At 36.6% G+C, this 16,443-nt stretch carries 5 protein-coding genes; 3 read left to right on the top strand and 2 right to left on the bottom strand.

All coding sequences use genetic code 11. The features are described from left to right. Window positions 1–359: 359 nt before the first annotated feature. Window positions 360–9,293: a LamG-like jellyroll fold domain-containing protein gene (locus tag F6K18_RS14795; RefSeq protein WP_287521863.1), complete on the bottom strand. Its 8,934-nt coding sequence runs from the start codon at window positions 9,291–9,293 to the stop codon at window positions 360–362. 437 nt (window positions 9,294–9,730) lie between these two features. Here F6K18_RS14795 and F6K18_RS14790 point away from each other — a divergent pair, with 437 nt between their 5' ends. Beyond that, the gene (locus F6K18_RS14790; RefSeq protein ID WP_287521862.1) at window positions 9,731–11,212 is read left to right on the top strand and encodes a transposase; all 1,482 of its coding nucleotides are present in this window, start codon (window positions 9,731–9,733) and stop codon (window positions 11,210–11,212) included. A gap of 18 nt (window positions 11,213–11,230) precedes the next feature. Here the strand turns inward: F6K18_RS14790 and F6K18_RS14785 are convergent, their stop codons facing one another. Beyond that, the gene (locus F6K18_RS14785; protein WP_287521861.1) at window positions 11,231–12,958 is read right to left on the bottom strand and encodes a diflavin flavoprotein; all 1,728 of its coding nucleotides are present in this window, start codon (window positions 12,956–12,958) and stop codon (window positions 11,231–11,233) included. 533 nt (window positions 12,959–13,491) lie between these two features. Here F6K18_RS14785 and F6K18_RS14780 point away from each other — a divergent pair. Both F6K18_RS14780 and F6K18_RS14775 read left to right on the top strand, forming a co-directional pair. Beyond that, entirely contained in the window at window positions 13,492–14,106 is a 615-nt protein-coding gene (locus tag F6K18_RS14780) for a hypothetical protein (RefSeq protein ID WP_287521860.1), read from the top strand. 759 nt (window positions 14,107–14,865) lie between these two features. After that, on the top strand, window positions 14,866–15,990 hold the full coding sequence (locus F6K18_RS14775; protein ID WP_287521859.1) for a class I SAM-dependent RNA methyltransferase: 1,125 nt from the start codon (window positions 14,866–14,868) through the stop codon (window positions 15,988–15,990). Window positions 15,991–16,443: the final 453 nt, after the last annotated feature.

Here is a 16,443-nt window from a genome sequence, read left to right as displayed (position 1 = left end):
AAGTCAAAAGTAATTTCCGATCTCAAATCTGGTTAAATATTAAATCGCATCATATTCGGGCGATCGCTTGATTCAAGTCAAAAGTCTTCTTCAAGTCAAAAGTCAAAAGTAATATCTGATATCGAATTCAGGACTTACGCACAACCACTATACCTAGTAGGGGCGAATGGCCATTCGCCCTTACGCATTGTATGACGATCGACGGAATTATATTACTCCGAAGTCAACAGATTTGATATTACTTCTACCAGCAGCAAAATTTGTAGGGTGCGTTAGACGGCTAAAATCTATACTGTGAAAGACATTTAACAATCCGTCGTAACGCACCATTTTAGCTACCAAAAGTTAGACAATCAAAATTAAGATTTCGCGGTATAACGAATAGTCATCTCAATATCTTCAAGTTTCTCCAGGGTAGACTTATGCTTAAACTTAACTTTCTTCTTCTGGATAGCTTTCACCGCTGCGGGAACAGATAACAACCAAGTAGATTCTACACCAGAACCTTCAAATGGTAATAATCGTCCTTTTTGCTTTGGTGTCATTGTCGCTGTATCTGTCTCCACACCTAATAGCTTAATTTTCCCATAAGCACAAACCCTTTGCAAAGTTCGTTCTTTAGCAGAATATCGGTTAGAAATTTGAGTTAATTCTGCTGCTATAGGATCGCCATCTCCTAATCCCAAGAATTTCACCTTAACACTCTGAATACGTCGTCCGAACTCCTCTGGAAAATCTTCCTCAAACCAAGACTCCTGAATATGAATTACAGCTTTTCCATGATTCTTGAGACTTGCCAGTATATTGTCATCTTTTTCCTCTAGCGAGAAAGTCTGTGTTGCAGGTTGAGCCTCGCCATAGAAAGTCTTTTGCACATAACTGTACTCCATTTGTTGGAGATTCAGCAATAACTTCTGACCTGATAATAAACCATGATAAACATCATCCCATTGAGGTCGAATAAATGTAGTTTTTTCTCCTGTTGTGTCTTGATAAACTCTTTCTGCTAATAAACAGAAACTAACTGTCTGGTCAAACAGAGTGCGATAAAGTTGCTTCAAGTTGTCAACGTACCACTTGAAAAACATTTCGTTAGTGAAACGTTTTTGATTAAATGCTGCTAATATCTCACTATTTTTTTTGTCTCCTTTAATATCTTCAAGAACCTGTTTTTCTATCTCTAATTGTATGTTTGATACCTCAATTTCTTTGTCAATTATCTCTATTGCATTCTCCGCTTGACGCTCTTTCAATGAAGTTTCTCTCTTATCTGTTTGCAGTCCCGATGCTGTTTTATACCATTCAATTAGTATCTCTTTAAGCTCACTTGAAGTTTCCTGTGTATTATCTACACCCTCTGCTGCTCCTTCAGGTCTAAAACCACCCCCTGCAAGCCCAAATATATTAGGTATGGCTTTTAAACCTCCTACAACTGCTTTCATTGACAATGATACTAACTTTATCCTCTGCACTACTGCATAATATTTTGCAATTGTAGCATCAATGATATCTACCAATGTCTTCTCATATTCATAAAGATCGTGTTCATCTTGAGTTTGTTTTTTCGTGGTTTCTTGAATCTCAATATTTTTTTCCAGAGCTGCAATTGTTTTTTCTTGCATCAATATTGCCGAATCAAATGAACCTAAGCTGTCTGCCAGATTTTGATACTGGATGTTTTCATAATTCTCCCAATACTGCAGTAAATTAGTTGACCAACTAATTAAGTCTTGCACATAACCGCGAGCACTACTAAGTATGTCATTAAAATCATAATTCAGAGTTCTTACTGTTAGTTGCCCAGGTTCTGTAAGTGAAACTCCAGCAAGAGCTGCTTGTTGCAATACCCTGGGGTCAATGGGAGGAGCAATTAGAGGTATATTCAAGGGCGTTCCATCTATCGCCAACCAATGACGTAGATTATATAATCGTTCCTCTATTGTGTAATAGAGTTTGATTATTTCTTCGTCGTAAGGATCTATAAAATCTTTGTCTGTTACTTCTCCTAAAGTCGGATCGCTCCAGTCTTCTCCTACTTGAATGTTTTCTAAAGACTTTGCGCTTTCTATGAATAAATTTTTCGCCTCCACATAATACATTTTTGCTTGACGCAGGGTTTCTGTCGTAATCTGACGATAATAGTAATCTCCCTGTTCGATCAAGTTTTGTATGTATTGACGAATGGTAGACACACGATAATAATAGGGTTTTTCACGAGACCTCGCGTCTGGATCATTGATACCTAAAGCAGTACTACTTATTCCATTTGGTCGCTCTCCTAAAGGATAATTTCTCCAAGGATGATCTTTGAGGGTGGGGTCGTAAACGTGCTTTAACCATTTCTTGGCTAAATCAAAATTCTGGGATTGAGTGTATTTGTAAGCTACCATTAAAGGAATGTAATGGAATATTTCCCAAGCATACATACCATAAGAACCCCAGAAATCCATATATTCATCAGGTTTAGGGTTGGAGATATTCTTATAAGTCTCGGTTTCTTCTAATGCATCTAAGTAATGTTGAATCCCCTCTTCTTTGTAGTGTTGATGACCTAAATCAAAGAGTTGATGAATATCGTAATATGGGTTAACTAGCTTAACTATTTCTTGAATAGCTGTAGAGTAGAGATTTGTTGTATAGAAAGAGTTTTCGTAAGGAAATAGTAAAAAACGTTGGTCAGCTAAACTAGGATCTTCTTCTGATTCTCTGACGAAGACTGATTGTTGACTTGTATCTTTGTTATAGATGACGTTAAAAGTAAATCTAAGTGCTTCTGTTGTACTAAAATCATAACGGTCCTCGAAAACAGATAAGTGGTGATTCTTCCACTTAGTGTAAATTTTAAACGTGATATCGAATTCTGTTTGACCTTCATTTGCGTCCAACGAAATAGTTTCACTTGCCTTGTTGATCCCCAGAGGATGATGTCCTTCTAAGGTCTTTTCTCCAGCTAGTTCAACCTCTATTTTATCAAACTCGTCGCCACTGGCAGTCAACTCTATCCAGGTCCTTTCGTGGGAGATATTTTTATAAGAAACAGTGCCAACAAAAGGATTTTTCTCTTCATAGAAATCTTTTATCAGATTGTAACTAGATTCTCGGCAATCAAATTCCCATTCTAACTGGATTTGAGCCTCAGACGAAAATGAACCTTTCCATTTGACCTCAATTCCAGTTATGTACAGACTAGACCATCCATTCCAATCATCTAGTATACAGGATAAAATTTGTATAGAATCTGTAGCCCTTTTTGGGTGTATATTCACTAGTTGGGGGTGGAACTTATCAATTGCAAAATAACCATCTGGGATTTGATATTCTTCTGATGAGTCTTCAGAACTTGTCACAACTGTTTCTTCTTTTGATGTAGTAGACAAAAAGAAGTCAAGAGATTCACTAACACCAGCATAGAAATACATTAATATCTGTTGTTTTTTTTGGTCAAAATAAGGTTGATAAATTTTAACCTGTAGCTCTTCTACAATATTTTTTTCTCCCTCATATGTAATCTTAATCCCCTGATATCCGTCTGGTGTTTCTACCACACTATCCCTTGGTTGCCCAAAACTGCCATCAGTATTTTGACGACAATATTTGGGTTGCAAATAATATATTGTTTTACCATCTTCAGAACGAGTTTCAAACAACTCAAACCAATACATATACAATCGACTCCAACCATAACAAGGAGCTACACCATAAATATGTTGCTGAGTAAATACTAGCCCCGCTTTAATCCAACCACCCCATTCAAAAGCATACTTACTTCCTGCTTCCAACTTTGTTTTGTCAATTCTCAGCAAACGATAATAATAACTATTTGCTTCCCAAGTTGCTTTCGCTGTAAAACAAAATTCAATAGAGTCCCTTACATTGTGAGAAGTAAAACCTTCTACCCGCAACTCTGATAACTGCTGTAGTTGCTCTAGATATTGAAGCACTGCTTGCTGCACCATCTCTTCATTCAGAGAACCTTGACCTAAACTCTGTTCAAAGGTTTCAAAAATCTCTGTTTTATGCAAACGTAATGTAGGTTCTATGTAACTAGAAGGATATAATCCTAATTTCTCGTTTGCTTCCCATAACCGATACTGTTGTGATATATCCCAATCTTTTTTGAGATTCTCTAACTGACCATCTTCCCAATTTGCATCCTCGACTCGTTGAATCATCCGGTTAATATACAACTGCACTGCACCAGTACATTCTAATAAGCGAGTTGTGGGTACTTGAGAGGAAACATTGACATCTAGGAGCAAATATTGATAAATATCTTCCCAACTCTTGATTTTCTCTTTGAGCAGTTTGCTGTCAGCAACTACTTCATTCATAAAGTTGGCGACTAAAGCATCCCTGAGTTCTAAATTGATGGCATCTGTTGCTATTTTTTTCCGTACTTCCTCATTTTGACGATTTAATCCTAACTTGACTGCTGCAACTGCTTCCTCCCATTCAGGTTCATCACCGTTTGCACTATTTAATTGATGGAGTTGTTCTCCTGGAATATGCAAATCTTGACAAAGTTCTATCTGACGACGTAGATACTCTATTTGTTGTACAGTTTTCACCCAACCGTTAGCAATTTCTTTGGTTAAATTGGGAATATCTTCTACAGACCAATCTAAAAGTGCAGCTAATACCTTGTTTTGTTCTTCTACGTTCTCAAATCCATCGTTATTGACTGCTGCTAAGTACACTAACCAATGTTTGGAATTGACTTTAGCATTCAATATTGTTTTGAACTTATACAGATAATATACTTGCTCCAGAGATAGCGAACGACTCATGTCTGTTACTAACCATTCTGGTTGTTGAGCAGCAATTAATACTGTGTATGTGTCTAACTCCAACTGAGATACAACTATTCCATGACGATTAATGTTGTACAGTAATTTCAGGGTGTCTTGATTTAGTTTTTCCTCTTCTGCGTCTGCATCTGCGTCTGGTGGATATTGCCATCCCAATAATTGCTTGAGTGTTTGATAATAATCTGTTCCCATCCATAGCAATATAACAGGAATAATTTCTTGACTCAGTTCGCTGAGTTTTTCAGTAATAATTTTGGCAAGAGATTCTTGTTGTCGTCTTTGGAAATTCGCAATTTCTCCAATTAGTTCTTGCTTTTGCTCTTCTGCTGCTTCTGTTAGTTGATACCCTCCTCCTACTTCTGCTATTTTATCGTTGATAATTTCTGTTACCCGCTCTTCAATGTCTTCTATTTCAACATTCAGAACTAATCCATAGTTATCAATAATTGTTATAATTTTTGGTTCGTCCTCATCCTCATCCTCTTGCTCTTGCTCTTGCTCTTGCTTTTGCAAGAGTTGATACCAATCTTCAGCAGAAATAGTTATGGTTTGGATTGTTTCCTCATCATCCCCTTCTATAACTTCCCAACTTTCATAATTGGTGAAACTCAATTCTAGAACTCGTTGGTCTTGGATATCCTGTAGGAGTGAATCCAAAAATTCATCTACTTCTATAGTCGGTTGCAAATTTCCGGCATCATCCGGTGGAGTTAAAATTGTCAGAATGTTATCTATTGTCAGGTTATTACCTTCTGCGTTCATCCACTCAAATAACGACGCCAGTTTGTCTAATGCTGATAATACATCACTAACTGTTTGTCCAGGATGAGCAAATACCTCAGTTAGTCCTAATTTTTCTACTAATTCAATTCCTTTAGCAATACCCCACTCAAATAATGTAAACACCTTGACTAAACGGTACATTCGTGCTAGCGCTGCTTTGTCAAATACTGCATTTTCATCATCATTGGTTATTGCTTTGACAATAGCATCGTATTCTGCAAAGGTAATGCGCAAACCAATAATCAAATATTCTTTGACGGAAGATTCTAAATCAACAAATTTTGTATTGCCATCCTTGAGAACTTCTACTAATGCTGGTGCTGCATTCCCAAATATTTGTCGCAGCAGGGAAGTTTCTTGTTCTCCCATGCGACGATAACTATTAACTTCTGTGAGTATACCGACAAACTCATCTACACTAAATTGATATTTGTGGTTCCAGTATAGATAATGGGCAACAACATTTAGTCTGTCATTATCAATTAATTCGTTTGTATTTTCTATTGTATTGAGCAACCAGTCTAATTGATAGTATGGTATATCCGTCCTTTTCTGGAGACGAATGATGCGGTTGAAGCGATAGAAGAAGTATTCATTTAGATATGTTTCGTCGTCATAACCCATCACTAACTTTTCATCTACTGTATTGAGAGTTAAGTTATGACCGTGACTGATATAGGTAGCATAGACTTCGTTTGTTTGATAGCTGTTATCTGCATCGTCTTTGACTCTGTAGTTGCGGTAGAACTGATTGAATTCTTCTATTGAGAGTTTGGTTGCTTCTCGGAAGTTGTCTACTTGAGACAGAGTAGAATATTTTTCACTAATTTCTATTGGTGATAATTCTCGGTTGTAAATTTGAAGATCAGCTACTTTACCTTTGTACCAGTATGAATTACTTAAACTACCATCTTCTGAAATCAAATTTCCTAATACTATTCTGATCGCTGGATTGATTGGTTTAGTTTTTTCTTCTTCACTATACCAAAGAGTTCCATTGACATAAATTTTCATACTACCAGTGGCAACGTCTTTAGTAAATACCCAGTAGGTCCATTTCTCCTTAGAGTAATCGTTAGTATCTTCTTTAGTTATTCTGTCAAAATCACCACCTTCATTACCACAATCAAAATGGTAATCTTTACCGCTCGGTAAATGAATATTGACAACCCTTTTATAATCTTCATCTACTGCAGATATAATAGAAGTCTGTTGTTTAGAACTATCACCATAGGCCCAAAAACTAATAGTAATTTCATTATATTGTCTTTGCATAGCTTCTGGAGCTATTTCTATATAATCATCAACTCCATCAAACTCAATACATTTACCAAATTTTGAATCGTCAACAATTTCTGCACCATGAACTGTACATTGAAAATTGTTTCGTGAGCGATCGATTACTTTTCCATCAATAATTTCAGTCAGTCGGAGATCGAGTTGTAAACCTTGAGTAATTTCTATTGGCGATAATTCTCGGTTGTAAATCTGAAGGTTAGCTATTTTACCTTTATACCAGTATGAATCACTTAAACTACCATCCTCTGAAATCAAATTTCCTAGTACTACTTTAGTTGCTAGATTGATTGGTAGAGTTTTGTCTTCTTCACTATACCAAAGGTTGCCATTAACATAAATTTTCATACTACCAGTGGCAACATTTTTAGTAAATACCCAGTAGATCCATTTATCTTTGAAGTAATTATCAGTATCTTCTTTACTTATTCTGTCAAAATTACCACCTTCATTACCACAATCAAAGTGGATTAACTCACTAGCACCAGGTAAATGAATGTTGACAGTTCTTTTATTATTTTCATCTACTGCAGACACAATAGAGCTATTCCCCAAATTAGTATCACCATAAGCCCAAAAACTAATTGTAATTTCATTATATTCTCTAATAGCTTCTGGAGGTATTTCTATATAATCATCAACTCCATCAAACTGAATACATTTACCAAAAGTTGAATTATCAACAGTTTGTGCATCACCATGAACTGTACATTCAAAATTGTTTGGCGAGCGATCAATTACTTTTCCATCAATAATTTCATTGAGTGGGAGATCGACTTGCAAACCCTCAATTGGTAGTTGAATTGGTATATCTTCGATAGGTGTTTCTTTGACCCCATACCAGTCTCGGTACATAGTTTGCTGATCTGGTGTTTTTTGCAAAACCTCTAAATGACTTTGATAGAGATTTAATCGATCTACCAGGTTAGGTATTAAGGTAAAAGCTGTATCTTTGAAAGCAAAGTCATTTTCTTTGATGCGACGAGCTATTTGACTAAGACTCATCTCGTCTTGTATTGCTGCTAGAGTATAACGAACCTCACTGTGATTTTTGTGGAAAGGTAGTTCTAAGGGGTGAAGTGTATTGTTGAGTTCTTCGTATAATTCTGCTTCTGTTATATCTACTAGGAATGTTGCTCTTGCTTGCTTATAGTTTTCAGGGTTTAGTTTGGGTTCAGCAAAATTTTCTATATCTATTAAATTCAACAATTTTCCATCAATATAATCCCCTGGCCAATAGCCTAACAGATTTTGATAATTATCATCTGTTGGTTGCACAGCCTTATTCATAAACTCTTGAATCTGCTCTTCACTCCGAAGCATATTCCAAACACGGATTTCACAGATTTCTACTTCTATTTCTTCATTATTGTCAGATTCAGCAATGTTTACTGGAGCTACCTTTTCTCTCAAAGTTGATGCTGTTTCCCTCGAACTGACAAAAATTCCATCTATGTAAGAAGTCACCCTTACATTATTTGAATCGTAATGATCAATTACAAAAGCCCAATGATGCCATTTACTATCAAAATCAGGCCTAAAAAGGCTACTTCCTCCAGTATCGTAACGAAAAAATACATTTATTCCTTTTCCATCTGATAAACCCTTAAAGGATATAGATGAACCGTTTTTTTGTTGACTAACTAATATCACGTCATCTGGATCTGGATAATTGAAGAATATAGGATTTTTGAGTTTTGCCCAAAACTCAAAAGTATAAGTCTGAGTCAAATCGATATCAACAGACGTTTCCATTCGACAAGGAGTCTGAAAAGAAAGAACTTTTTTCTCTCTTGTTCTAATTTGCTCCAAACTTTGAGCAATTAACAATTCATTTGCTAATTCCAGAGTCGTCACTTCCTGATGTAAATTATCTTCATTTAATACCAAATCCTGTAGATCGGGACGACGAGCAATTAAATCAAAATCTGGATTAACATTCTCGATCGCCTTAGCCAAATCATAAATATACTTAAGATATGCCGCAGGTGATTGAGTAGACTGAATTGAACTAGGTTTAACGTAGCGAGTAGGAGCATCTTGACTTAATGCTTCTGATGCCGTATTCTGGAGTTCCTCTGGCAGTAGTTTTTGCAGCGAACTAACAGACATATCCAGAGGGTTATTTCGTTCATCAAAAGGTAAACGAAAATCCCGCAGAGTATTAGCAACAGGTTCATTAACAAACAGAGTTTCCCTGGCCTGATTTTTTAGTACAGCAGAAATATATTTGGCCTGACGGAAATTCTGAGAACCATTATTCATCAGGTCTTTTTGGCCTGTCTTTTCCAGATAACTGTAATAGTCACTAATTGTTTCTAATTGGTCTACTTGATCTAGGGAGTTAAAGCCAAAAGATGTCATTAGTTGTTGGACAGCTTCTTGGTTAAGTATGGAGTAATTCATATTTGGTCTTTTGTCCGTAATTAAACAGGTGTTGCAATTCTATAATTTGCTTGTTATGAACAACATACGATCTCTGATGACTTTTTGGGATTAAGTTATTTAAAATTTTGCTTCAGTATTTGTAGTTATTAGTAGTTATTCAAAAAATTGGTAGACAAAATGACTTCTAGTCTAATGGTAATAAGCATAGAAGGGTTATCTACTGTAGATGTATAACCCATATCTTTGTTACTGAAGCGATCGCTCATTGTCATAGATTATGTCAAAAACGAATTTTGATATCAGTAGCAATGTTGTATGCAATCCCTACTGGACTGACACATCTAAAATGGTGCAATAAGTGTAGGTTGGGTTGAGGGACGAAACCCAACAAAAGCCTGCTAATGTTGGGTTTCACTAAAATTTGCGGTTTTCCTGTAGTTATTTTACGCTAGCTATTGACAACTACATATACAGCCATTACTATAACTGTATCAGATATTCAGGCAGACTCTATAATGCTACTGAAATATAAGTACAAGCTAAAACCTCATAAAAATCAAGCGGCGATTATTGCTAATTGGTTAGAATTATCCAGAAAACAATATAATTACCGTTTAGCTGAAAGATTGAATTGGTTTGAAGCAACGCGCACACCAGTTAATGCTTGTCCACTTAATGTTTCAGTAGTACCAGTAGAGCGGATTTATCAAAATATTCCTGAGTTTAGAACACAAACACGAGATGGGAGAAAGAAAGATGGTAACGGTAATCCGGTAACAAAGAAAGGGGATAAGCATTCCAACATAATAAATGGTTATGTAGTCTGGGAAACAGTACAGTTAGCAGACCTAGGGAAAACAAAAAAACTCTTCCCTGAATATAAATCTATACACTCTCAGGTATTGCAAGATATTATCCAGCGTGTGCAGACAACAATGGATAACTTTACAAAACCTGACAAGAATGGTAAAACCAGTGGTAGACCTAAATTCAAGGGAAAACATTACTATAATTCTTTCAGTTATCCTCAGTTATCAAATGCCAATATCGTCAAGAATGCTAACGGTCGTTACTGTGTTAATTTACCCAAGATAGGTTTAGTCCCTTTAGTATATAATCGCTCAATACCAGAAAGTTTCAAAGTTAAGACAGGTACAATAATTCGCGAAGCAGATGGATATTATATCAGTTTCACAATAGAAGATAGGAGTGTACCTGTAGAGGTTGCAGAAATTCAACCTACTTTAGAGAACTCAAAAGGTATTGATTTAGGATTACTGTATTATGCTGTTACCAGCGATGGAGAGTTTATAGAAACTCCAAAGTTTTTCAGGAAATCTGAAAATCGCTTATCTAAGTGGCAAGTGAGACTGGCTAAAAAATCTAAGCATTCTCAGGGTGGGAAAATACTCAAGGAGAAAATAGCCAGACTTCATCAACTAATAGCTAGACAGCGGTTGGATTGGCAATTTAAACTGGCTTATCATCTGTTTTCAGACGTAAGTGTGATATTCCTGGAAGACCTACAGGTAGCAAATTTAGTCCGGCGTTGTCAAGCTAAACTAGGAGAAAATGGTCAGTTTTTACCTAATGGTCAATCAGCTAAATCAGGATTAAATAAGTCTTTGCAAGATGCAGCATTTGGTCAGTTTATTCAAGTCTTAGAGTATGTTGCCTGGAAGCTAGGTAAGAAAATTATCAAAGTAGACCCAAAAGGCACATCTCAGCATTGTTGGGAATGTTTGAATAAAGTCCCCAAAAGCTGGTCTGAGCGTTGGCATTCATGTCCTAAGTGTGGACAGGAGTTAGACAGAGATTATAACTCAGCCCTTCTGATCCAAAAAATCGGATTATTATCAACACAGGGGGAGGACATCACCTCTGTCAAAACTGCGGTCAAAGCTTCTTTGGCTGAAGAATCCCTTGCTCTCCCGTAGGAGAGCGTCGGGAGTATGTCAATAATGATTACCCACTTTTCTATGATGCACTGCAGGCAAAGCATCTATATCGCTAACTCGCCCACTATCAATAGTTGCATAAATAATCCAATGGTCGCTTGCCTCCATCCGACTTACTACTTCACACTCCAAATAAGCTAGTGCATCTCCTAAAATCGGACTACCATTTTTAGCAGTTTGAGTATTCACTCCAGCAAAACGGTCTGCACCAGGTGGGAAGCGCTTCAGAAAATGTCGCATCAGACTTTGATAGTTATCTTCCCGCAATACATTTAAAACAAAGCGATCGCCTACTTGCATCAGCGCCTCAATTGCCCGGTCTTTTGCGACTGCGATGGAAACTCCTAAAGGTTGGAAACTAGCTTGCACTACCCAAGAAGCTAACATGGCACTACTAACCTCACCTTTAGTAGCAGTGATAATATATAGACCTCCACTCAAACGCCCTAAAGCTTTATCTAGATCGCTATCAAGAGATTTCATCTGCTTAATATTTTGCTTCAAGGTCAACAGTTGACCTGCATCTGTGCCTGCCTCTTCACATAATTTGTAGGTTAATTCTGAAGGCGTTTCTTTAATCAAAATATTGGGAAATGCTTGCTTGAGACCCAATCCTTTTAATTGGTTAGCAAGGGGATACACAGATAGATCGTCGCCACCACCAGATTCAAATAAACCGAAAGCCTGTTTTTTGTTAACTGCTGCCAAAATAGTGCTAATGGCTATTTCCATACTACTAGCTACGGAACCTGTTGTTGGTGGCGCTCCAATGACAATTCCTTTTGCCATTTCTACCAGTTCCCTTACTTCCTGTGGATCGCCAGACCTGATATCCATCATTTCTACAGCAACACCTGTTTTAGTAATCCCGTGGGCAATTGCTTGAGAGAGGCGATCGCTATAACCATAATCAGAGGTGTAGAATACTGCTACTGTTGTCTCTGCTTTGCTTTGCGCTTTGCTCCACTCCTCATAACGGTTGGTTAATTCTACTAAGTTATAGCGTAGTAGGGGACCATGACCTGTGGCAATGGTATTGATATCTCCCAGTTTGGCCATACGTTTCATGGCACTCAATACTGAGCGAGCATTGGGGGCCATTAGACATTCGTAATAGAATTTATAGTCTGCTTCTATGTCACTCAGATTTTCATCGTAAGTCTTGTCTGAGCAATAGTGCATTCCAAAAGCATCACAGGTGAATAGAGTTTGGGTTTTGCTGTCGTAGGTAAAAATAGTATCTGGCCAATGGAGATTTGGAGCAGAAACGAATTCTAAAACGTGACCGTTGCCTAAATCTAATTGGTCTCCATTTTTGACAATTTGTTTGTTAAATGGTATGTGAACTAAATTTTCTAAAAATTGGATTGCTACTTTTGCCCCAACAACTGTAACTTGGGGAGCTAGTTCGATAATGTCTTTGGCTAAACCACTATGGTCTGGTTCGGTATGACTGATAATTAGGTAATCAATTTCTGTAGGTTTGATTAGACCCCAGAGGATGTCTAAATATAACTGACGAAATTTTGCATGGGATGTATCAACCAGAGCATTTTTTTCTCCTCGAATAATAAAGGAGTTATATGTGGTACCATTCTGTAAACCAAATTCTATATCAAAGCGATCGCGGTCCCAATCAAGGGAGCGAATGGCCATGGTATCAGGAGCAATTTTACTTGTCTCCGTTGTTAGTCTATTTTTTACTCGGTCTGTTACTGCTACCATAAGAGACTTCTCTCTAATTTTTTTTGATTTTATTTTTAACAAGCTTTCAACTAGCAGTTTTCGGCTTTTTCTACGGAATTTTCCGTCAACAGCTTTGAGGTTTATACCTTAAAATATCCAAAAAAATATCCAAAAGTTTTATAGCTCGGAGCTATTTTAGGATTTTTATCCCTAGTAGTAAGTTTGACCGTTGAGGAGAAGTTTAAATCTCCTTTTAAATTTTTTTGGATTTATCGCAGTCGAAGGGAAGAAGAGGACATATCAAAAGTGGAAAACTCAGACAATGTCAGATTTTTTCTTCTGCCTTCTGCCTTCTGCTATAAGTCAACTTAGGCTGATAGCTTATTGCTGAAAGCTGAGAACTTTTTAATATCTTTACACAATTTAACTATAAGTTTTTTATAGAAATTTTTATTAGAAAGTTAAGAATATCAAATAATGCTTTACTTATTTTCTTTTTTGGGAGATATTTTTATCAAATTATGGTAAGGTTATAGGGTTTTGCTACTATCCAATAGCACAAAGGAGAAACAATGAAACACCGATTAGCCACCGTGGGAGTTGTTACAACTGCTTTAGTGCTGGGAAGTGTGATTCTGCCAAGATCAGCACAGGCGCAGCTTTGTTATGGGTATGGCTCTCAAAAAGCAAATTATGAAACGGCAAACTTTAATATTAATATTTGCGAAACTCAAAAGGGTGAATATATATTCATTAGTCAACCTAAGAATGGAACTGAGCAAGATTGGCTGATTGTTGGTAATGCCACAAAAAGAGGTAGTTCTTGGGAAGCTTATGACCCGGTACGAGGAATTGAATATATTGTTAGCCCAGACCAATATCGTGTGGATTCTATAACACAGAATGGCCTCACAGAGCGTGTAATTAATTACCAGGCTAAAGCAAGGGCTAAATTAAAAACTTGTTATATTCTCAGGCCAAATGGATTATATATTTTTGAGTCACGCAATTCAGCGAGTCGTAGAATTGGAGTGCTAGAAAATGGTCAGAGAATAGAAGTTACCGGAAATGAAGAAATTGGTAGTGGCACTCAAAGGTTTATAGAAGTTACAAATCCATATCAAGGATATATAGTTTCTAGAGATAGTAGTGGAAGCTATATCTCAGATTGTTCTCCGATGTTCTAATTTAATTAAGGAAGAAGGAAAAAGTAAGAAAAGATATCAATATTATTTGTTATACATTCAATATTATTTGTTATGTTATACATATTAATTATATAAAAAATGTGGCGTTGGTAAAGTGCGTGTATGATATTAATCGCGCATTACTTAAGAGTCAGAACTCAGGAGTCAGAACTCAGGAGAGAAGAAGAAAAAGGAGTAGAAGGAGAAAGTTTTTTGGTGGCGTAAAGGGAACGGAGTTCTATAGCCCTCTTATCCGTTAGCGTAGCTCCCTCGGAGGGGGAAAATGATATCATACCTCAAATTACCAACGCCAAAATGTTAAGGAAGGAAAAGGGAAAAAGGGAGATAAAGATATACAGCATATTTCGGAAAAATGATGTACAAGGTGTGAATAGTAAAACTCTTATGGTGTGGGTATCTTCCCTGCTAAATATCTACCTCATGGGCAGTAGGAAGTCCTGTAAATATAAAAAATATTCAAGAAGGAAGAAGGAAAAATTGTTGAAAACTATGTCATTGCAACTGGAATGTAGTGGAAGGAAGCAATCTCAATGGTTTCGACTACATTAAAATTTAGTTACTCTGCGAAGTGTAAAACGTCGGTGCTGGGTCTCGGCGCTTTTGAGTTATAGCGCTGTGCGCAGGCAACAGCTCCGGAAGGGGGAATAAAAATCTGATAATAAGACTTTTAGCTATTGGACACCTCTTGTAATTTGTAAATATGCTAGCGCACATTGCTATATTTTTATCAAAAATCTAATGAATCAATACTATGCCAAGGTGGCCAAAGGGTTAGAAGCTATTGCTGCCCAAGAATTAAAAAGTTTAGGAGCGGAAAACGTTTGTCCAGAATTTACTGGGGTAAGTTTTACAGGAGATAAGACTTTACTTTATCGAGTTAATCTCTGGGCAAGAACTATTTTTAGAGTTTTAGTTCCTATTGCGGAAGTTCGATGTGTTAACCGAGAAATACTTTATAAAGAGGTAAAAAAAATTCCTTGGCAGCGATATTTATCTCCTAAAAATACATTAGCAGTTAATTGTACGGGAAGTAATGAAAAACTTAAACATACTCATTATACTGCTCTTCAAATTAAAGATGCAATTACTGAACAACAAATAGAAAAGTTTCGCTACAGGTCAAATATTGATACTAAAAATCCTGATATATTGATTAATGCTCATATTCAAAATAATAATTGTATCCTCAGTTTAGATAGTTCTGGTAGTAGTTTACATCAGCGTGGCTATCGTCTAGCAATGGGGTTTGCTCCTCTGAAAGAAACTTTAGCAGCAGCTATTTTAGAAATGGCAGAATATTCTCCAGATATACCTTTTTTAGACCCTTTATGTGGTTCTGGAACTTTACCTGTGGAGGCAAGTTTAAAAGCATTAAATATTGCACCGGGACTTTTGAGGAATAAATTTTCTTTGATGAACTGGCGTGATTTTGATAAGTCTCTTTGGCAAGATTTATTAACAGAGGCTAGAAATAGTCAATTAACTGAATTAAAATCCATAATTGTCGGTAGTGATCGAAATCCTGAAGTGCTTTTTCAAGCTCGAACTAATGCTGAAAGATGTGGAGTTGCAAATAAAATTAAGTTTATTAAAACGGATTTATCTAAATTAAAACCTCCCGCAGATCGAGGGATTATTATTTGTAATCCTCCTTATGGCGAACGTTTAGGAGAAGTGGAAGAGTTGGGTGAACTTTATAAAATGTTGGGGGATATTTTTAAACAACGTTTTACTGGATGGACGGCATTTATTTTGACAGGAAATAAACAATTATCTAAACAAGTAGGGTTAAGAACTTCTCGGAGAATTCCTGTTTATAATGGAGCAATTCCTTGTACTTTATTGAAATATGAATTGTATTAAGTAAATTAGGAGTCAGGAGTCAGGAGTCAGGAGTCAGGAGGGAAGAAAGAAGCAAGAAGCAAGAATAAGAGGAGGAAAAGGAGAAAGTTTTTTTGATCACGCTCTTATCCGGACATGATATTAGGAATTAGAAATTTCTAATATTAAAGAAGAAGTTGGAGTAAACTCAATGCACGACTTTTGAGAAATTATATAGCAAATTCCTCGTATAAGAAGTACAGAGATTAACAATTGAATGAATGCAAGTGCGGGCATCTTGCCCGCGATGGGTGTACTTTACTAAAGTGGAATCTCCTGTATTATTTGGACTTTGGACAAAAAGCAAAATAGTTAGTGTAATAATTACGCTAATCATATCTGGCAATGTTCCTCTGTCTCCAGTGAATTTAATCACTGAAAAATAGAAATAATTGAGAGTGATCGCCGACGGGGATGCCAACTTTTAGTTATTTT

Origin of the sequence: Okeania sp. SIO2C2 (assembly GCF_010692625.1) — a bacterium.
In the GTDB taxonomy this organism is placed as follows: domain Bacteria; phylum Cyanobacteriota; class Cyanobacteriia; order Cyanobacteriales; family Microcoleaceae; genus Okeania; species Okeania hirsuta.
This window is presented reverse-complemented; position numbering and strand designations above follow the sequence as displayed.

Bases quoted from the DNA above. Each gene is read 5' to 3' on its own strand.
- F6K18_RS14780 (WP_287521860.1), top strand. From the start codon at position 13,492: ATGAAACACCGATTAGCCACCGTGGGAGTTGTTACAACTGCTTTAGTG.
- F6K18_RS14785 (WP_287521861.1), bottom strand. From the start codon at position 12,958: ATGGTAGCAGTAACAGACCGAGTAAAAAATAGACTAACAACGGAGACA.
- F6K18_RS14775 (WP_287521859.1), top strand. From the start codon at position 14,866: ATGAATCAATACTATGCCAAGGTGGCCAAAGGGTTAGAAGCTATTGCT.
- F6K18_RS14795 (WP_287521863.1), bottom strand. From the start codon at position 9,293: ATGAATTACTCCATACTTAACCAAGAAGCTGTCCAACAACTAATGACA.